Raw genomic sequence first — 18,492 nt, 5'->3', positions numbered from 1 at the left:
TCCTCTTTCTTTAAATAATGATAAACACCATGCATATGCACGGTGTTTATATGAATTATTCATCGTCTTGATTTGAACGTTTACGAGAATCATCGACAGGAATGTACTTAGACTCTTCTTTCATTTCTTTTGTAATATCTTCTTTAGACTTTTCGCCTTTAATATAATCTAATAGATAATCGTATTGAGTGTCATTATCTTGGATGTGTTGACGAATATCTTTCATTAATTGAGCTGTCGTATCCCCTGTAACGATACCATTTTCATCTAAGTTATTGTCTTTTTGATAATTTTTAACAGCATCTGTTAAATTAGCGTCAAAGACGTTATCCATTGTTTCTATGTTATAACCTAACGCTTCTAACATCACTTTAATCGTAATAATATCATCGTTCTCTTGTGTTTCAATATAGGCATCTTCTCTATCTAAGAACTTCACTCGATAGAAATCTGGATTGTTAATTACAAAGTCAGGTTCGATACCTTTTTCGTGAATCCAGTCGCCATTTGGTGTTAACCATTTCGTGTTCGTATATTTAACTAATGATTGATCTTTGAATTCACTCGTTCTTTGTACGATACCTTTACCAAATGATTTCGTACCGACGATTTCAGCTTTCGTTAAATCTCGCATCGCTCCAGCAAATACTTCACTCGCACTTGCTGAACCTTCGTTGAGTAAAATATAGATGTTGTCAAAGTCATCTTCTTTTACTAATCGATCATTTTCAGCATATATCTCTTCACGGTCACCATTTTTATGCTCGAGATATAAGACGAGTTCGCCTTTATCTACGAAGAAATTAATCATCTCAACAGCTTCGTTTAATAGACCACCTGGGTTTGAACGAAAATCTAGTACGACGTCTTTAACTTTTTTCTCTTTAGCATCCTCAAGCGCAAGTTTTAATTCTTTCGCAGTATCTTGTTGGAAACGATTGATACTAATATGAGAAACATCATCTTTAATTTCTGAAGTGACACTATCGATATGAATTTTTTCACGAGTAATAACGAGGTCAAATGGTTTGTCAGAACCTCTTTGAATCGTTAACGTGACATCCGTACCCTCTTCACCACGAATAAGTTGAACAGCTTCGTGTGAAGACCAACCTTTAATTGACTCTCCGTCAATTGCGAGTATTTTATCTCCAGGCTGAACGCCTGCTTTTTCCGCTGGCGAGCCTTTCATTGGACTTGAGACGATAACGTTTTGATCATCTTGCATAATTTCAGCACCAATACCGTAAAATTCGCCGGTAATTGATTCTTCAAAATCAGCTGTTTCGTCTACTTGCATGTATTCACTATATGGATCGTTTAAACCATTCACCATACCTTTAATCGAAGATTCAATTAAATGTTCTTTGTCAACGTCTGTATAATATTCTGAAGATAGAGTGTCGTACACGTTATATAATTTAACGAACTCTTGTCTCGTATCAGTTCCGACGTTTACTGCGCGTTCCGTTTTTCCACCTAAACTTAGTGCGGTAATTAATACAGAGAGAAAAATCGTCGTTAGTATGATGACGATAAACCAGAATATATTTAAACTGACTTTTAAACGATGACTACTTTTTGGTATTTCGTTGTTCACAGTTTCACCTAATTTCTAATATTACAATGATTCTGCAAATGGAAGAGCTGCATCTAATGCAATTTCAATCATCTCATTAAATGTCGTCTGTCTTTCCATTGCTGAAGTTTCCTCACCTGTTATTACGTGGTCAGATACTGTTAAAATACTCAGCGCTCTTGCGTTATATTTTTTAGCAATTGTAAATAATGCGCTTGACTCCATCTCTAACGCAAGTACACCGTATTCTGCAAGTTGTTCGATGTTTCCTTTTTCATCGTAAAATGAATCAGCTGTAAATACGTTACCGACAATCGCGTTCGTTCCGCGTTTCGTTGCTTCATTGTAAGCGGACGCGAGTAATTCAAAGTCTGAAGTCGGTGCATAACTGATATTATTAAATAATTTCGTGTTTTGACTAGAATCAGTCGATGCACTTTGAGCGATAATTAAATCACGTACATTAATATCTTCTTTAATCGCACCACAAGTACCAACACGAATTAAGTTTTTAACTCCGTAATCACGCATTAACTCATGGACATAAATAGAGATAGAAGGAATTCCCATTCCTGTACCCATAACAGAAATTCTTTTTCCTTTATATGTTCCAGTAAAACCGAACATGTTTCTTACTTCATTAAATTGTGTAACATCTTCTAAAAATGTTTCTGCAATGTATTTTGCACGTAACGGATCTCCTGGTAGTAAAATAGTTTCTGCAATGTCGCCTTGTTTTGCACCAATATGAATGCTCATGTTCATCCTCCTAATATTTTAACCAATTTTCATATTCTTCAAATAAAGTATCAAACGTGTGTAATGACGCACCGTCGTATGGTGTTTTTTCTAAATAGTCTGAAATATTATTATAGTCAGTAGAAAATTTGGGGAAATCTAAATCATTCACTACGTGTGTAGCGAACACTCCGCTTTCACTCTTTTCACCGACTTTTGTTTTCATAAACTGATAAAAAGAATAACTTTTCATAGTATCACTCAAACAATGTTAAATACTTTTCGTAATCTGTATCTTTTAACTCTTCTTTTGGAATAAAAGTTAATGCAGCAGAGTTAATACAATATCTCATTCCCCCTGATTCAACAGGACCATCATTAAATACATGACCTAAATGTGAATCAGACGTTTCGCTACGTACTTCAATACGACGCATTCCAAATGAATCATCAAAATGTTCAGAGACAGATTCATCGATTGTACGTGTAAATGATGGCCAACCACATCCAGCATCATATTTATCCGTCGAACTAAACAATGCTTGACCGGATAATTTATCGACGTAGATACCCGCTTCAGTGTGCTGATCATACTCATTTTGAAACGGTGGTTCAGTACCATTTTCTTTCATGACGTGATATTCCATTTCAGTGAGTTCAGAAATGTCTTTTTTCATTAGTTTTCACTCCAATGTTTCTCAATAAACCCTTTACGACCAGAACCTTTATAAAACGCATTATAATGTGCACTGTTTTTCTTATAAAAGTCTTGATGATAATCTTCTGCTGCATAAAAGTTCTTATACGGTAACACAGGTGTAATCACAGGATCGTTAAATACTTTTGACTCGTTTAATTCATCGATATAAGTTTCTGCTGTTTCTTTTTGAGTGTCATCATGATAAAAGACAGCAGGCATATACATCAATCCACGGTCACCGAATTGTCCATCATTATCTGTTGGGTCAAATGTTTTAAAGAACACTTCTAAAATTTCACGGTATGAAATAACATCTGGGTTAAAATCAATTTGTACCGCTTCTGTATGACCTGTTGTACCAGATCCAACCTCTTCATATGTCGGATTCTCTTTGTGGCCGTTTGAGTAGCCACTTGTTACTGAATTTACACCATCGTATTGGTCGAATGGTTTAACTAAACACCAAAAACAACCACCTGCTAATGTCGCTTTTGCCATCATATCACTCCTCTAAAATAATCCATCAACTGAAAAATACCACTTATCATTTTTATAATCAATTTCATCGATTGTAACGTCGTATTCAAGTTGTTGTTTAAAAACTTTTGAATCGATAATAATCTCTGGTGCATCATCACTAAATTCCATGCCATTATCTAATGTTACATGGTTTTTAAGTGTATCATATATTAAATCTAAGCTGACTGAAAATCTTGCGATATCAATATCTTTTAATTGTAAAATAATCTGATCGTCTTTTACAAGTGGTTCAATTGAAACGTTTACTGGAACATTGATGTTTAAAACAGAATATAACGTTTCAATTTCGATGCCACTTGTTGAAACATTGACGTACATATTATCGTCTATGTTGTCATTGATAATTTTTTCAATTGTTTCGTTGTTCGCAACGACTTGTAAGTTCGAATCTTTTGACTGTGTGCTAGGCTCACTTAATTGGTCATAATCTGGTAACGTTATGACCTTATAACCAATTGTCCCAATAACTATAGCGTTAATGGAAAATAATATTATAAATAAAACTTTCCAAATATTATTCATAAGAATCCTTCTTTACGTAATGTAAATATGCGTACGGATAATTTACTTCTTCTGAAACGTCATAATCTTCTCTTGATACTAATTCAAAATCATTTTTGTCATATTCTGGGAAGAACGTATCTCCAACGAACGATTCATAAATTTCAGTGACGTACATCTCTTCTACTTCATCGATCATTGCATCGTATAACTGACTGCCACCGAATACAAATACTTTACCGTCTAAAGATTTGATTTCATCGAGACTACGAATAATCTCAATACCGTCATCATCTATATCTTGACTCGTTAAGACGACGTTTTTTCTATTTGGTAGTGGTCTCCCAAGTGACTCATATGTCGTTCGACCCATGACGATTGTATGTCCTGTTGTAATTTCTTTTAAACGTTTTAAATCATGTGGCAAGCGCCACGGCATATCGCCTTTAAATCCGATAACGTTTTGATTTGCATATGCTACTATTAACGATAACATTATTTATCTCCTTTAGACCGCAATTGGTGCTTTAATGCTTTTATGGCTTTTGTAATCGACGAGCTCAAAGTCTTCGTATTCTAGATCGAACATTGACTTATCTGTATTTATTTTAACAGTTGGTGCATCAAACCCATCTCTAGATAGTTGAGTCTCAACTGCTTCAATGTGATTCTTGTAAATGTGAACATCACCAAAAGTATGAATGAACTCACCGACTTCTAGTCCTGTTTCTCTTGCGACGAGTAGCAATAATAGACTATATGACGCGATGTTAAATGGAACACCTAAAAATACGTCCGCGCTTCTTTGGTATAGTTGTAGACTTAACTTACCATCGTTTACGTAAAACTGAAACAGTGTGTGACACGGCGGTAATGCCATCGTTTCAATTTCTGCAGGATTCCATGCTGAGACGATATGTCGTCTAGAATATGGAGTATTTTTAATCGAATCGATTAAGTTCTGTAGTTGGTCGACAGACTCTCCATTTGGTCCGATCCAATCTCTCCACTGTTTACCATATACATTTCCGAGTTCACCATACTTTTTAGCGAATGTATCATCTGTTAAAATGCGTTCTTTATATTTTTCCATTTCTTGCTGATATACTTCGTTAAACGCTTCGTCTTTCAACGCACGTCGGCCAAAATCTGTCATATCTTCACCGTGATAATCATCAGATTCTACATAACGTTTAAATGCCCATTCGTTCCAAATGTTGTTGTTGTACTGAAGTAAATACTTGATATTCGTATCTCCACGCATAAACCAAATGAGTTCTGTCGCAATCAGTTTAAACGATGTACGTTTTGTCGTTAATAATGGGAAACCTTTACTTAAGTCAAAACGCATTTGATATCCGAAAGTTGAAATTGTACCCGTTCCTGTGCGGTCATCTTTAGTTGTTCCTTTATCTAACACATGTTGTAGTAAGTCGTGATACGCTTGATCGAAAGTGTTCATTAAAATCTTCCTTTCTTTTATTCGGTATTTTTAATATAATATAAGTAATCATATATACTTCAAACGAAGGAGTGTTCCGGATGGAAGCAGTAATGTTTACTGGATTAGTATTACTTTCACTTTACATGATTTCGATGTGTATTTTTGAATAATACTAATTAATAGACTAAAAAGGAAAGCATAATCAGTGCTTTCCTTTTTTATTGACAATACTCGTCAAAGACGTCTTTTAAATCCATCATAATATCTTCAATTTCTCTGCCCTCAATAAACATTCTCGGTAAAAAGTATTTTAACTCTTTACCTTTAAATAGTGCCATTGATGGGCTCGAAGGTTCCTGACCAATATATGTTCTCATTTCTTCTGTCGCTTCTTTATCTTGTCCCGCAAAAACAGTCACTAAATGATCTGGTGTAATTGGGTTTTGTAATGCGACTGTACGTGCTGCTGGTCGTGCCAGTCCTGCTGCACATCCACACATACTATTGATAACAACGAAAGTCGTTTCATCGTCATTTACATTGTCCATAAAGTCTTTGACCGCTTCTTTAGTTGTGAATTCTTCAAAATTGTATTTTGTTAGGTCTTTTCTATAAGCATCAACAAGTTCATTCATATATGCTTCATATGGATTCATTATTGATTCCTCTTTTCCATTTGTTTCCAGACACTTCCAAGTGCTCTTTCGCCTTCTTCAATTCTTGAAATCGCAAGTTCTTTTTGCAATTTACATTCGTATGACGAATCATCTCTATATTGATATAAAAATGGAAGACTAGAATCGTCACCGACTTCATATACAAACATCGCTGCACGCCAACGAACGATTGGACTTTTATCATCAAGTAACGGATACATATCTTTTAAACCAGACTTAAGACCAAGATCACTGTATGCATCTCCTGCTGTTCTACGAACAGTAACGGATTTATCTTGAAGCGCCTGCTTTAAATAATTTAAAGTTTCCTCTTTTTCAATCATTGCTAGAAGTGAAACTGCCATACGACGAATTTGTACTTTTGAATCGTTTAACGCAAACGTTAATAATTCATAATCGCCTTCATCCGGTGTATCAAAGTGATTTAAATAATAGAGTCTCTTCTTCCAATCCTTTTCTTGCTCGAAAGTATCTAAATCAATTTTAAAGTAGCGTTTTGGTTCTGGTTGTTTATTTTCTTTAGCAGCCTTTACAAGATTAGTCAGACGCTCTTTTGTATAAAGTGCACCGATTTCTTCTTTTACTTCAGTTAGAACGTCATTTAGCTCACCGTAATAGTATCCGAGAGACTCCCATTTTCTACTAAATATAATATTGTCTTCAGGGAGTGTGGCAGATTCTACAGCGTTTAAAAAGTCATCGTTTAACGCTTCTCTCACTTCGCCATCATTCAATTTAATTTGATAAGGAATTTCTTTAAATTTTAGTAATTCCACTTTTACTTCGCCAAAGTGTTCGTCGACGTGCGCAATTACTTTTTTGTATCTTGTCCTTCAAATTGAGCTTCAATTTTAGGAATAACAACGTCCCACTCTGCACGTGGATCTTTATCTACAGATATGAAATCTAGAGCGTAAAATACGCTAGTCACTTCATCGATTTCAAGTACACGGTTGATGAAGTCCGGATTTTCTGGACTTACTTCTCTATGTGTTGAAGATTTCATATCTGGCTTTTGCTCATCTAAAACAACTTTCATCGTATTTGGGTTTGGTGTTGGTTCGATTTTGATAATATTCATATACTTTCTCCTTATTTTACGTATTACAGTCATTATACTATTTTGAGAGATATTTTTTAATTTTATTTGTTTAAATATTTATATAACTCTGTTTTAGCGAGATGATCTGCGTGTTTATTGTGCTCACGTGTGATAAAAGAAACTAATAATAAATCAAATTTAGTCTCGTAATTAACGTATGTTGTTAAATATTGTTTAAAGCGCGGATCTTTTGCGAAACGTTTTTCAATTGAATCGACGACAATTTGTGAATCGGTATAAATTATTGCTTGTTTAATATTCAATTCAATACTCTTTTCAAGAGCAAAGATTAACGTCGCCCACTCTGCTTCATTGTTATCTATATGATGAAACACTGATGTAAATTCGTGTGTAGTTTCATCTTTGATGATCACTGCACCAACAGAAATGTGCGGATTTTGACGCGTTGCTGCATCGATGTGTACCGTTGCCATTATAAATCTAACCCTTCTACGTAACGTTTAGCGATTGTTAAGTCGTATTTATCGAGCACTTGTAACGTACGGTCAAGATTAAATGTATAATCACTATACTGAATCACATCGTTAACATTTATCGGAACATCCGTAATAATTTCAGCGAGTCGTCGGCTGAGTATTAAATGGTCGTAGTCTTTTAAAATGTTTTCTTTTTGACGTTTTGTTAAGGTGTCTAAATTTTCTAGTAAATGGTCTAAGGACTGGTGTTTTTGGATGAGTTTTAACGCGGTCTTTTCACCAATTCCGGTGACTCCAAAGTATCCGTCACCGCTATCTCCCATTAACGCTTTTACATCGATAAATTGATGTGGTGTAATTGAAAATTCTTCAGTAAAACGGTTTAGATTATATATATCGTATTCTGTATATCCTTTTTTCGTTAGCCATAACTCGTTATCGTCATTAATGATTTGTAAAAGGTCTTTATCTCCAGAAATAATCACCGAATCATCATAGTGTTTTGTAATTGTTCCGATGAGGTCGTCCGCTTCATATCCTTTTAACCCAACTTGATAAAAATCAAGCTCGGCAAGTACATCTTTCACTAAATCAAATTGAGGAACGAGTTCTTCTGGTGGTGCTGGTCGATTAGATTTATAATTTTCATACCACTCTGTTCGAACTGTCTCACTCCCCATATCCCACGTAATGATTACTTTTTCAGGTTGAATGATCTCAATTGCTTTATAAATATGACGAATTGTCCCTTGTACACCATTTGTTGGTAGATCTAAGCTGTTATAAAAAAATTGTTTACTAAAACTTGTTGCAAAGAAGTGACGGAATAATAGAGCCATTCCGTCGACAATTAATAATTTACTCAATATTTAATACACGTTCCTTTAGCGTCGTTTCTTTCGTGACAATCGGTTCATCTTCACGAATCCACTCAGAAAAACTACCACCATATAATTTTACGGGAATGCCATTTTCATGTAAAAACGTAAACATAGGTGTTGCACTCATTCCTGACCCACAAGAGACAGTCACTGAACCAAACTTTTTAATGTCTTTTAATTCATCTTGTAAGACGTCTAACGACATCGTCCCGTTTTTAAATAGTCTCGTATTTGGAATGTTAACAGCAGTCGGAATGTGACCACTTTTACTATCCATGTTATCCCCTTCTCCGAGATAACGCGAACGTTCACGTACATCTATTAATAAATGCTTCGGATCTTTTATGCTGTTTTTAACATTTTCAAACGTCGCATATAAAGATTCATCAGGTAATTGATCAACATCTTCAAATACATTTGGTAGTGTTACGTCATTATATTCAACTTTTTTCGCAACTTCTTTTAGCACACCTAAACTACCGATATATAGCGTCGTTTCATAGCCATATAGTTTAAAAACAACATATAAACGTGTATGAAAGAAACTGTTGTCGTTCGCAAACAATACAATTTCTTTACCTGGTTGACTTAATGCATCATATAATCCTTTTACGACACCTGCTGTTGGTATAGGGCTTCTCCCATTGTTATGGCCATCCGCTTCAACGATAAATGGATTCTCTTGAATGTGAATCGTATTCTCAACCGGATCATTAAGTACTAATTCTTTTGTCTTCTCTTCGTTCCCCATAACGTTTCTCGTGTCGACAAGTAATAATGTGGAAGGGTCTAATTCTAGTAGCTCTTTGTCATTAATGATTGTCATTTTCTTCACCTACAATTGAATGTATTTCGTTTAATAAATCGATACTTTCTTTGTACATTACTTCATCTGGTGCTTCGATTGGTGTATTTAACATCTGTAATACTCTAGTTTTATCTTCTAACAACTTATGATCGATATCATTAAAATAATACGTCGCATTTTGAATGACGTTATCTTTTAGTGCGTCTAATTGAATAGAATCTACAATCGTTTTACTCACTTCTAATAATTGCTCTCTCAGTTGTTTATGCGTTTTAACAGATTTTTCGAAGCGTTTTAATTCCGCGTTCACCTGTCTGTCATTTACTGAAACTTTTACTTGATGCTGTTCTACTTTTGGATATTGCAGCGTGTCTACAACGTTGCTTGCTCTCAGTTTAACATTAAAATCATTGATATGTTGATTTACTAAATCATCGATAAATCTATACACGTTGTTGATAATTGTATTACTTTCAATCGTTACATACTGCTCAATATCGTTTTTAATTAACTGACGATTTGCACTTAACATTTTTTTAGAAACGTCGTTCATCGAAATATTAGATGATAGATAATCATACAATTTAAGCTCTAGTTGCTTTCGTATGAATGCAAATAAATTTTCGATTTCATTCACTGTTTCATTTTTGACCGTATGTGCTGTAAAGTCATTTAACAAATGAGACGTATTTTGACGGTTTTCTTTAAGAGTGTTTATATACGACTCACCTTCATTGAATTGTTTAATATTTGAGTTTAGTAATTCGATAAACTGCTTAATGTTTTCATCAATAGATAGTGCAAGTAATTCTTTTGATTTATTTTCTGCATCTTTTAAAAATGATAACTTCACTGCTTCAAATGATGCATCTTCATGTTCTAATGCAGATTTACTTGAAACACCATAAATCTGATGTTGAATTTTTAATTGGTTTAGTGACTGATGCATATACGCTTCAACGTCTTCAATTTCTTTATCATTTTTTGCTAAGTCAACAGCGTTAATAACGACCGATAACGGAAACTCTTTTCCTTTGATTGATTGAATATACTTTAAAAACTGTGCGTCAGATTGAGTGAACACATGGTTGAAATACGATACGTAAATGATTAAGTCACTATTTGCAATTATTTGGTGAGTTTCTTGTGTATGACGTTCGTTTATCGAGTTAATACCTGGTGAGTCGATAATCGTAAATTGATTTAATAACGGTGCATGATGGCCGATAAATGCCTTATCGATAAATATTGCATGACTGTCTTCACTCGTTTTAAAATCGATGTCTTCTCGAGTCGTTTCGATCTTTTGACCGAATAGCGGTCGATACGTCTCTAAATTTTTGTTCACACCATTTTTAAGTGGTACAAATAATTTAGGCACATCCATTTTATTTAATTGTTTGACTTGGTCATCTAACGACAAATTGCTCTTTCCAGTGACAGACTCTAACAATTCAACGATTGATTCTTCAGATTTATATTGAATATAGCTTTTATCGCTGTTACTAATCTCAGTAATTGAAGCGGTCGTTGGGTTCGGACTTGTCGTAAGAAGTTTTTCTTTTAATAAAGCGTTGATAAACGTACTTTTACCTGCGCTAAATCCACCGAATACACTGATATTCGCTTCGTTATGCTTTAAACGGTTAAGTTTATTCGTTAATAATTTATAAATATGTCGATAGTTATTTGACTCTTTGATTAAATCGGTAATGCTATAAAATTTTTCTGTATCTAATGCTGTTGATTTAAAGTCATAACTCACAACGTCTTCTTTTTTCTCTGTTAAATCTTTTATCGTATCGAGTGACAATTCAATGTTCTCATTTAATGCTTTTAATTCATCTTCGACATGCGTATATAAATGTTTGTAGCTACCAGATAAAAATACAGATTTTAACTCAGCGAGTTGAAGTGCTTTTTTGTAACGATTTAATTCTTCGTCTACCGTATCATCTGGATTAACGTCATAAACTTTAATATCTAATTGCTTTATAAATACTTTAAGGAGATTTCTTACTTCTTTAGAAATCGTTTGTTTTAATTCTCCTAAATAGACATCTAAAACCTTCTCATTACTTTCAACGATTTCATAATCTGTAAGTAAAGCGTCGTGATACTCATATTTAAAGTATTCGTTTGAAGAGATTTTAAGCTCTAAAAACAAGTCATTGATTTGCGTATTAATTTGACGATCAATAACGTCTTGCATCAGTTGATGCACAATCTTTACTTGATCTTCTTTCATCGCTTGTAACTTTTTCTTTTTCCCAAATAAGCCTTTTACTTGTACGTCCCCAGTACTGATTTTGAAGTACTCGCGTATACTATCCTTTACGTCATGGGGGAATAAGTAACTATTACTTACAATATCTTTCGCATGCGCATCGACGTATTCAGTTAATTTATGAATATCACTTTTAATATGTGACGCATCGTGTGCTTGTTTTTCTTCTAGTAAATAATGGATATGTGTTTTTAGATCTGAATCTATTTCTGAATCTACGTCTAAACTATTTAACTGATCATCTAAATATTCGATATGCTTTTGCTCGATATTTTGAATAATTCGTTCATGATACAGCTTTTTAAACGACGCCCTTGAATCGTCTAATTCTTTTAAAAATGATTCTAATTGATCGTTTTGACGGTATGGTGTGCCGTAAATCGACGTCGTAAATATATGTTCTGGATGAATGTTGTGGTTTGATAACGTCGACTTTAAGCGATTAATGAACGTATCGTATGATAATTCACTATCGTCGTGTTTATCGATTTGGTTGACGATTAAAGAAAACGGAATATTATAAGATGCGATTTCTTCTAAAAATGATAAATTTGATTCACTTTCGACATGGTTATACTCTACTGTAAAAAATACATAGTCTGAGTTGAGTAAAAATTTATGCGTACTTTCTTCGTGTGTTGATGTTTTTGAATCCACTCCTGGAGTATCTTGAAACACGAACGTATCATTGTAATTTTTACTATCATGCATAATTTTAACGTATTCAATCTCAACGTCTTTTTTGTTAATTTGTTTTACTTCGCTTAAGTCATTAAGTTTTACATAATGATTTTTATCAATATAGACACGCGCACGTGTCTCATCGCAGATTTCTATTTGCACTGTTTTACTCGTCGTAGGAATCGGAGAAGAAGGCAACACTTCATCTTCTAATAAATAGTTAATTAAACTCGATTTCCCGGCAGAGAAATGTCCGATAAACGACACGACAAATAAGTCATCATAAACTTTTTTAATCGTATAATCGATTTCTGACAAAAGTTGTTTGTTGTTAGATTTACTAATTTCTTTTCGAATCTTATATAAAATATTTAAAGTATCATCGTTTACCATTACTTTTTACCCCAGTACTGATAATAAGTTGTTTCAATATAGCCGTTAAATAATTTCCTTCTATGTGTTGCACGTTTTCCAATAATGATTTCAAATTCTTTATTAGACGTCATTAAATAAACGTTTAACGTATCATTTTGCTCCATTAATTGTCCGATTTTGCGGTACATATCTTCGACTGCTTTAGCCTCTCCGATACGTTCACCGTAAGGAGGGTTTGTGACAATTTGCGTATGATCTTTTAAATGATCGATATCATGGACATTTTTAACACTAAACTGTATTTCTTCTAACAATCCGACTTCATCTGCATTTTGCTTAGATACTTCAATCATTCGTTCGTCGATATCACTCGCATATATTTCGACATCTTTATCGTAAAGAGCGTCATTTTCACATTGATTTCTTATATCTGACCATAATTCTTCAGGGATAATGTCCCATTTTTCTGCGTCAAATGTTCGATTTGAACCAGGTGCAATGTTTTTAGCAATCATCGCCGCTTCAATCGCGATTGTTCCAGATCCACAAAATGGATCAACTAATGGGTTTTCACCAGTATAGTTAGCGAGTTGCAACATCGCTGCAGCAAGAGTTTCTTTAATCGGTGCGTCACCTTGAAGAACTCTATACCCGCGTTTATGTAACGCATCTCCTGACGTATCAATTGTGAGTAATGCTCTGTCTTTTAATATATTAATGTCTACTTTATAACGCGCACCTGTTTCAGGTAATTTACCATCGAGCTTAAATGCTTCTTTTAAATGTTCAACAATTGCTTTTTTAGTAATACGCTGTACGTCAGGTACAGAATATAACGTTGATTTATGTGAGCGACCTGTCACAGGGAAATTCGCATCAGGGCCTAAAATATCTGACCATGGTAAATCTTTGACAGCTTCAAAGAGACCATCAAACGTCGTGACTTTAAAATCCCCAATGATAATACGGATACGTTCTGCTGTTCGTAATTTTAAGTTCGTTTCGACAATTGTTTTTTCATCGCCTGAAAAATATACGCGTCCATTTTCTAAAGTCGTCTCAAGCCCGAGTGACTCGATTTCATTTGCAACAACACGCTCAAGTCCCATTGGCGTATTCGCTAAAAATTTAAATTTCATATTACGCATCCCTTTATATTGTGTTTATACATATTTAAAAAAAGACTCTCCATATACATATACGGAGAGTCACCTAGCCCGGCTTCTCTATAAGCCATGTTCTGTACTAATGTGTTCTAACGTGCACTAGATTACACTCACACAATAGTGATAATCATCTGTCTATATTACTTTCGTAATATCTCTTTCTTCTGTTGAATTCCAGAGAAAAAGTGCTCCTACCAAATTTGGATTGCTCACTCGAGGGGTTTACCCGTTCCACTTTTTACGTTTCCGTAAAACATCGTCACTGTGGCACTTTCAAGTTTTCTTTCATATCTTACGACTTAGAAAGTTAAACTGCCGTTAGCAAAATTTGCTACCTTGACTTATTGTTTCGTCAAGCACGAACACTACAATCATCTCAGACTGTGTGAGCATGGACTTTCCTCTAAGTTTCCTTAGCGATTATCCGATCCACCGGGAATTATTTACTTTGTCCAAATACTTTTTTCTCTAAATTAGAAAGACGTTTTAAAATATCGATATGTTGGTTTTGACTGTCTGACACATCACTACGTGAACGCGTCGCGACTCTAATTCTTAACTCTTCGATTTCTTTTTTTAAACGTTTGTTTTCTTCTTCAAGTTTTTGTAAGTTTTTGTTCATATCTGCCATACGCTGATAATCTGCAATGACATCATCTAAAAATGTATCAACTTCAATTGGTTGATACCCGCGAAGTGTTTTTTCAAATTCTTTTTCGAAAATATCTTTTGCAGACAAGTTAAGAGAGTATTCACTCATTTTTTTCACCTCTTAGTTGTCATATTGATAAGTGATAAAATCATTTAAATCATCAAATTGAATTCTTTCAATATTATAATCAGATTTGCTGCTATTTTCAAGTAAATCATCATATATGTACTTTAAATTAGATTCCGTAGATTCATCATAAAAAATTAATGCATCTGTCGTATTGTCTATTAAAAACTGATTGATTTCTCTAAACATACGTGGACCTTCGTACGTGCGTTTATATACATACGAAGAAAACTCTGCATGAGATTCTATATCTTGTAAAATTAATTTGTCTTCTTCTTTAAATCGCTCGTCATATTCATAAAAAGGTTTTAAAATCGCATACTGAAAAGAATAGTCGTCTTTTAAATCTTGTAGCACTTCTCCTGCGTACATATCGATGCCAGGATAGTTTTGTAAGATAAACCACTCTGCCCCATGTTCTAAGTATTCGATTATTTTCATCTTTAAAAAAGCTTTTAATACTTCTACCTCTTTTTGAGTATGACTAAATATACCGAGCTCAAAACTTCTATACCCTAATATAAGTACTCTCATATAATCTCCTTATTTATAAAATAATTAAACCACATATTAATAAATTTAATCTTTTCATTATAAAGTCTTGGTTTTAACTCTTTTTTATGACACGCCATTGCAAGCTCTGTAATCTGTTTTGAAAGTTTTAACTGTGTAGAATCGTTAAAGTATCGATCAGTCGGCAATGACTCTATAAATGATGCAAGGGCATCTGCTTCTAATAGAAATGGTTGGATCTCATCATCAAAATGATACTCATACCCATCTTGTGCGAATCTGTATTTACGTTTTACGTCATCAATATATTTTAAAAGACACTCTTTAGTGTACGGTCTATTCAACGTTATCACCCTTTAAAACATTAGATTTATGTATGTATATTATTGTATAATAACTAAACATGAATGAATATAGCCAAGGAATGATCTAATGTGAAATACCCTGCTGGTATTCAAAAAAGTAATGTTACTAGTAATTCAAGGAAGAAAAAAGTACAATATGGACATCGTGGGATGACTCTTGAAAAAGATATTGACACGACAAATAAGTATTATTTAAATACGAATCGCGCGATTATTCATAAAAAACCGACGCCGATTACTGTTGTAAATGTCGATTACCCATCGAGACAAAAAGCTAAAATTACAGAAGCATATTACAAAATTCCATCTACAAGTGACTATAACGGTATTTATAGAGGGAAATATATCGACTTTGAAGTAAAAGAAACACGAAACGAAACTCGCTTCCCTTTTATTAATATCCATGAACATCAAGTTGAACATATGAGAAAATGTCACGAGCACGGCGGCATTGTTTTTATTATTATGAGATTTCATGCACACGACGAAGTGTTTTTATATCCGATTGAGAAGTTTTTAATCCACTGGGACAATTACAAACTTAAAAACGGTAGAAAATCCATTTGTTATGAGGATGTAAAACGTGACAGTCATATTATTACAGAAAAATTTAACCCGCGTTTTGATTATCTTCAAGTGGTAGATGAATTATATTTTGGAATGAGGTAGCAGAATGAAAGATCCTTTATCTAGAAATAAAAGGAATAAAATGAATAAGAAAACATTGTGGAAACGAATTGCACTAATCTTTATGATGGCAGCTGTTTCTATCTTTGTTTTAGGGATAGTCGTATTTGCTTATTTTGCATCGACTGCGCCAGCATTTAGTGTTGAAAAGCTAAAAGACCCTATCCCTTCAAGAGTATTTGACCGTAACGATGAACTCGTTACAACAATTTATCAAGGTATTGAACGTGAATATATCGATATTACCGATACACCAGAACTTGTTACAGATGCAGTCCTTGCGGTTGAGGATAATAGATTCTATGAACATGGAGCGATTGACTTCAAACGTCTTGGCGGTGCCGTTATTAGTAACATAACAGGTGGATTTGGGTCTCAAGGTGCGTCGACGATTACTCAACAAGTTGTAAAACGTGCGTTTTTAACTGAAGAAAAAACGATTAAACGTAAAGCTCAAGAAGCATATTTATCGTACCGACTCGAGCAAGAATATGCGAAAGACGATATTTTAGAAATGTATTTAAATAAAATATATTATTCAGATGGTATTTACGGTGTAAGAACAGCAAGTTTATATTATTTCGATAAAGAACTCGATGACTTAAACTTAAAAGAAGCGGCTTATTTAGCTGGATTACCAAACTTACCAAACGTTTATAACTTATATGTAGACGCTGAAGCAGGTAATAAACGTGCGAACCAAGTACTCGCGCTTATGTTACACCACGGACGTATTACTGAAGATGAGTATAACGAAGGAGTAAATACTGACTTAACAACAAATTTAGTTGCAAGATCTGATGAAGAACGTTCTTCAACTGAACCGAAAGACCCACAATATGCATCATATATAAACGTGGTCAAGCAACAACTTGAACAATCAGATGAGTTTAAAAATATAGATATTTCAGAGCTACTCTCGTCTGGTATAGATATTTACACAAATATGGATGCAAATATTCAGCGTACGTTACAAAACACTGTAAACGATAAAGACTTTTTCTATGGTGATAAATTTAAAAGCGATGATTTTAATATCGCATCTTCAATTATAGATACACAGTCAGGTGCATTAATTGCGATTAGTGGTGGTCGAGATTATCAGGAAGTCGTTAAAGAAAACTTAGCAATCACTCAGCATAATACAGGTTCTACAATGAAACCGATTCTTTCATATGCACCAGCAATTGAAAATATGGAAGTGCCGACGAACTATACGATTCAAGATGAATACGAATATAGCCCAAAACATTTTGAAGGTAAAATTTATAACTATGATAATCAAGGTCATGGTACTGTCACGATACGTGATGCACTGCGTAAAAGTTATAACATACCAGCCGTTAAACTTTTTGAAGAAGTGCGTGAAGAATCAGGAGATAATGTACCTGAACAGTTCGCAAAAGATTTAGGGTTAGATTATTCAAAAAAATCTGATGGTAATTATACGTTATCATTTAACGATGTTCTCGGAGGTAACGAATCTAGATTTAGCCCACTTCAAATGGCGCAAGCGTATGCCGCATTTGGTAACGGTGGTACATTCAATGAAGCGGGAGCCGTTCGTTACATCATAAATTCTGAAAACGAACAAGTCGACATGGAATATGAAAGCCATGAAGCAATGAAAGACTCTACAGCATATATGATTACAGATATGTTAAAAGGTACGTTCCAGCCATACGGAAGTGCGGATTATATTAATATGAATGGTTTAAATATCGCAGGTAAAACAGGAACGACATCATATTCAGAAAGTATGTTAGCTGAATATAATTTACCTTCAAACGCTGCAAAAGATGCGTGGATTGTCGGATATACACCTGAATACACAATGAGTGTGTGGACAGGATTTACAAGTACTAAAAAAGACGGTGCGACGTCATTTGTCGGAACACAAGAACATATCACACCACAGTGGTTCTTCCAAAATATTATGACACAAATTAGCACGTATAACGGTCAAGACTTCACGATGCCAGAAAGTGTGACTTGGGTGGGTGGTCAAGAATTAGGTGTAGTAAATAGTTCTTTCCAATTTAACCCAAATCGAATTAGACGATACTATTACGAAGCACCTGAGGAAGAAACTGAGGTTGAAGAGGATAATACTGATGAAGAAGTTATCGATGAAACTGAGCCAGAAGAGCCTGTAGAGACACCAGAAAATGGTGATGATGGCAGTACGGATAATTCAGATACTACAAACCCAGACACCGATAGCGGTGAGTAA

Annotated in this window: 21 protein-coding genes and 1 other RNA gene; 2 read left to right on the top strand and 20 right to left on the bottom strand. The window is 34.3% G+C overall.

Features of this window, described 5'->3' with window-relative positions; translation table 11 throughout:
• Positions 1-55: 55 nt before the first annotated feature.
• From CJ229_RS02160 to CJ229_RS02065, 20 genes are all read right to left on the bottom strand, one after another.
• The gene (locus tag CJ229_RS02160; RefSeq protein ID WP_102167293.1) at positions 56-1,600 is read right to left on the bottom strand and encodes a S41 family peptidase; all 1,545 of its coding nucleotides are present in this window, start codon (positions 1,598-1,600) and stop codon (positions 56-58) included.
• A gap of 21 nt (positions 1,601-1,621) precedes the next feature.
• Complete coding sequence (gene deoD, locus CJ229_RS02155) at positions 1,622-2,338, bottom strand: purine-nucleoside phosphorylase (RefSeq protein ID WP_068130073.1); 717 nt, start codon at positions 2,336-2,338, stop codon at positions 1,622-1,624.
• A gap of 10 nt (positions 2,339-2,348) precedes the next feature.
• On the bottom strand, positions 2,349-2,570 hold the full coding sequence (locus CJ229_RS02150) for a YozE family protein (RefSeq protein ID WP_068130076.1): 222 nt from the start codon (positions 2,568-2,570) through the stop codon (positions 2,349-2,351).
• A 4-nt stretch (positions 2,571-2,574) separates the two neighbouring features.
• The gene (gene msrB, locus CJ229_RS02145; protein WP_102167294.1) at positions 2,575-2,994 is read right to left on the bottom strand and encodes a peptide-methionine (R)-S-oxide reductase MsrB; all 420 of its coding nucleotides are present in this window, start codon (positions 2,992-2,994) and stop codon (positions 2,575-2,577) included.
• Entirely contained in the window at positions 2,994-3,515 is a 522-nt protein-coding gene (gene msrA, locus CJ229_RS02140; protein ID WP_317846608.1) for a peptide-methionine (S)-S-oxide reductase MsrA, read from the bottom strand. The genes msrB and msrA overlap by 1 nt, the downstream gene beginning before the upstream one ends.
• Before the next feature lie 12 nt (positions 3,516-3,527).
• A complete protein-coding gene (locus tag CJ229_RS02135; protein ID WP_102167296.1) occupies positions 3,528-4,079 on the bottom strand; it encodes a DUF2140 family protein in 552 nt (183 codons plus the stop codon).
• Complete coding sequence (locus tag CJ229_RS02130; protein ID WP_419181878.1) at positions 4,072-4,554, bottom strand: dihydrofolate reductase; 483 nt, start codon at positions 4,552-4,554, stop codon at positions 4,072-4,074. The genes CJ229_RS02135 and CJ229_RS02130 overlap by 8 nt, the downstream gene beginning before the upstream one ends.
• A 12-nt stretch (positions 4,555-4,566) precedes the next feature.
• Entirely contained in the window at positions 4,567-5,520 is a 954-nt protein-coding gene (locus CJ229_RS02125) for a thymidylate synthase (RefSeq protein ID WP_102167298.1), read from the bottom strand.
• 200 nt (positions 5,521-5,720) lie between these two features.
• Positions 5,721-6,158 carry a BrxA/BrxB family bacilliredoxin gene (locus CJ229_RS02120; RefSeq protein WP_102167299.1) on the bottom strand — a complete coding sequence of 146 codons (438 nt, stop codon included), beginning with the start codon at positions 6,156-6,158 and terminating at the stop codon, positions 5,721-5,723.
• Positions 6,158-6,955: a virulence factor gene (locus CJ229_RS02115; protein ID WP_257993686.1), complete on the bottom strand. Its 798-nt coding sequence runs from the start codon at positions 6,953-6,955 to the stop codon at positions 6,158-6,160. Before CJ229_RS02115 ends, CJ229_RS02120 begins: the two co-directional genes overlap by 1 nt.
• 35 nt (positions 6,956-6,990) lie before the next feature.
• On the bottom strand, positions 6,991-7,260 hold the full coding sequence (locus tag CJ229_RS02110) for a NifU N-terminal domain-containing protein (protein ID WP_246827345.1): 270 nt from the start codon (positions 7,258-7,260) through the stop codon (positions 6,991-6,993).
• Between the two features lie 62 nt (positions 7,261-7,322).
• Positions 7,323-7,715, bottom strand: a complete 393-nt coding sequence (locus CJ229_RS02105) for a ribonuclease HI family protein (RefSeq protein ID WP_102167300.1) — start codon at positions 7,713-7,715, stop codon at positions 7,323-7,325.
• Entirely contained in the window at positions 7,715-8,587 is an 873-nt protein-coding gene (locus tag CJ229_RS02100) for a 5'-3' exonuclease (RefSeq protein WP_102167301.1), read from the bottom strand. The genes CJ229_RS02105 and CJ229_RS02100 overlap by 1 nt, the downstream gene beginning before the upstream one ends.
• Positions 8,577-9,425, bottom strand: coding sequence for a sulfurtransferase (locus CJ229_RS02095; protein ID WP_102167302.1), 849 nt, complete (start codon positions 9,423-9,425; stop codon positions 8,577-8,579). The genes CJ229_RS02100 and CJ229_RS02095 overlap by 11 nt, the downstream gene beginning before the upstream one ends.
• On the bottom strand, positions 9,412-12,768 hold the full coding sequence (locus tag CJ229_RS02090) for a dynamin family protein (RefSeq protein ID WP_102167303.1): 3,357 nt from the start codon (positions 12,766-12,768) through the stop codon (positions 9,412-9,414). Before CJ229_RS02090 ends, CJ229_RS02095 begins: the two co-directional genes overlap by 14 nt.
• The gene (locus CJ229_RS02085; RefSeq protein ID WP_102167304.1) at positions 12,768-13,889 is read right to left on the bottom strand and encodes a THUMP domain-containing class I SAM-dependent RNA methyltransferase; all 1,122 of its coding nucleotides are present in this window, start codon (positions 13,887-13,889) and stop codon (positions 12,768-12,770) included. Before CJ229_RS02085 ends, CJ229_RS02090 begins: the two co-directional genes overlap by 1 nt.
• Before the next feature lie 85 nt (positions 13,890-13,974).
• An RNA gene (gene rnpB, locus CJ229_RS02080) (RNase P RNA component class B) lies at positions 13,975-14,348 on the bottom strand.
• A gap of 7 nt (positions 14,349-14,355) precedes the next feature.
• Complete coding sequence (gpsB, locus tag CJ229_RS02075) at positions 14,356-14,676, bottom strand: cell division regulator GpsB (RefSeq protein ID WP_040928122.1); 321 nt, start codon at positions 14,674-14,676, stop codon at positions 14,356-14,358.
• Positions 14,677-14,688: 12 nt separating this feature from the next.
• Positions 14,689-15,228 carry an SLOG family protein gene (locus CJ229_RS02070; RefSeq protein WP_102167305.1) on the bottom strand — a complete coding sequence of 180 codons (540 nt, stop codon included), beginning with the start codon at positions 15,226-15,228 and terminating at the stop codon, positions 14,689-14,691.
• Entirely contained in the window at positions 15,225-15,551 is a 327-nt protein-coding gene (locus CJ229_RS02065) for a hypothetical protein (protein ID WP_068128461.1), read from the bottom strand. The genes CJ229_RS02070 and CJ229_RS02065 overlap by 4 nt, the downstream gene beginning before the upstream one ends.
• Positions 15,552-15,641: 90 nt before the next feature.
• On the opposite strand from CJ229_RS02065, the gene recU reads away from it, so the two are divergent.
• Both recU and CJ229_RS02055 read left to right on the top strand, forming a co-directional pair.
• A complete protein-coding gene (recU, locus tag CJ229_RS02060) occupies positions 15,642-16,241 on the top strand; it encodes a Holliday junction resolvase RecU (RefSeq protein WP_102167306.1) in 600 nt (199 codons plus the stop codon).
• 4 nt (positions 16,242-16,245) lie between these two features.
• Positions 16,246-18,492: a transglycosylase domain-containing protein gene (locus CJ229_RS02055; RefSeq protein WP_068128458.1), complete on the top strand. Its 2,247-nt coding sequence runs from the start codon at positions 16,246-16,248 to the stop codon at positions 18,490-18,492.

It is taken from the genome of Nosocomiicoccus massiliensis, from assembly GCF_002871345.2.
GTDB classification, from domain to species: Bacteria; Bacillota; Bacilli; order Staphylococcales; family Salinicoccaceae; genus Nosocomiicoccus; species Nosocomiicoccus ampullae_A.
The sequence above is the reverse complement of the archived record's forward strand: the minus strand, read 5'-3'. Positions and strand labels throughout refer to the sequence as shown.

Excerpts from the sequence above, each read along its gene's own strand:
- deoD (WP_068130073.1), bottom strand. The coding sequence starts at position 2,338 with ATGAGCATTCATATTGGTGCAAAACAAGGCGACATTGCAGAAACTATT.
- CJ229_RS02150 (WP_068130076.1), bottom strand. The coding sequence starts at position 2,570 with ATGAAAAGTTATTCTTTTTATCAGTTTATGAAAACAAAAGTCGGTGAA.
- msrB (WP_102167294.1), bottom strand. The coding sequence starts at position 2,994 with ATGAAAAAAGACATTTCTGAACTCACTGAAATGGAATATCACGTCATG.
- msrA (WP_317846608.1), bottom strand. The coding sequence starts at position 3,515 with ATGGCAAAAGCGACATTAGCAGGTGGTTGTTTTTGGTGTTTAGTTAAA.
- CJ229_RS02135 (WP_102167296.1), bottom strand. The coding sequence starts at position 4,079 with ATGAATAATATTTGGAAAGTTTTATTTATAATATTATTTTCCATTAAC.
- CJ229_RS02130 (WP_419181878.1), bottom strand. The coding sequence starts at position 4,554 with ATGTTATCGTTAATAGTAGCATATGCAAATCAAAACGTTATCGGATTT.
- CJ229_RS02125 (WP_102167298.1), bottom strand. The coding sequence starts at position 5,520 with ATGAACACTTTCGATCAAGCGTATCACGACTTACTACAACATGTGTTA.
- CJ229_RS02120 (WP_102167299.1), bottom strand. The coding sequence starts at position 6,158 with ATGAATCCATATGAAGCATATATGAATGAACTTGTTGATGCTTATAGA.
- CJ229_RS02110 (WP_246827345.1), bottom strand. The coding sequence starts at position 7,260 with ATGAATATTATCAAAATCGAACCAACACCAAACCCAAATACGATGAAA.
- CJ229_RS02105 (WP_102167300.1), bottom strand. The coding sequence starts at position 7,715 with ATGGCAACGGTACACATCGATGCAGCAACGCGTCAAAATCCGCACATT.
- CJ229_RS02095 (WP_102167302.1), bottom strand. The coding sequence starts at position 9,425 with ATGACAATCATTAATGACAAAGAGCTACTAGAATTAGACCCTTCCACA.
- CJ229_RS02090 (WP_102167303.1), bottom strand. The coding sequence starts at position 12,768 with ATGGTAAACGATGATACTTTAAATATTTTATATAAGATTCGAAAAGAA.
- CJ229_RS02085 (WP_102167304.1), bottom strand. The coding sequence starts at position 13,889 with ATGAAATTTAAATTTTTAGCGAATACGCCAATGGGACTTGAGCGTGTT.
- gpsB (WP_040928122.1), bottom strand. The coding sequence starts at position 14,676 with ATGAGTGAATACTCTCTTAACTTGTCTGCAAAAGATATTTTCGAAAAA.
- CJ229_RS02070 (WP_102167305.1), bottom strand. The coding sequence starts at position 15,228 with ATGAGAGTACTTATATTAGGGTATAGAAGTTTTGAGCTCGGTATATTT.
- CJ229_RS02055 (WP_068128458.1), top strand. The coding sequence starts at position 16,246 with ATGAAAGATCCTTTATCTAGAAATAAAAGGAATAAAATGAATAAGAAA.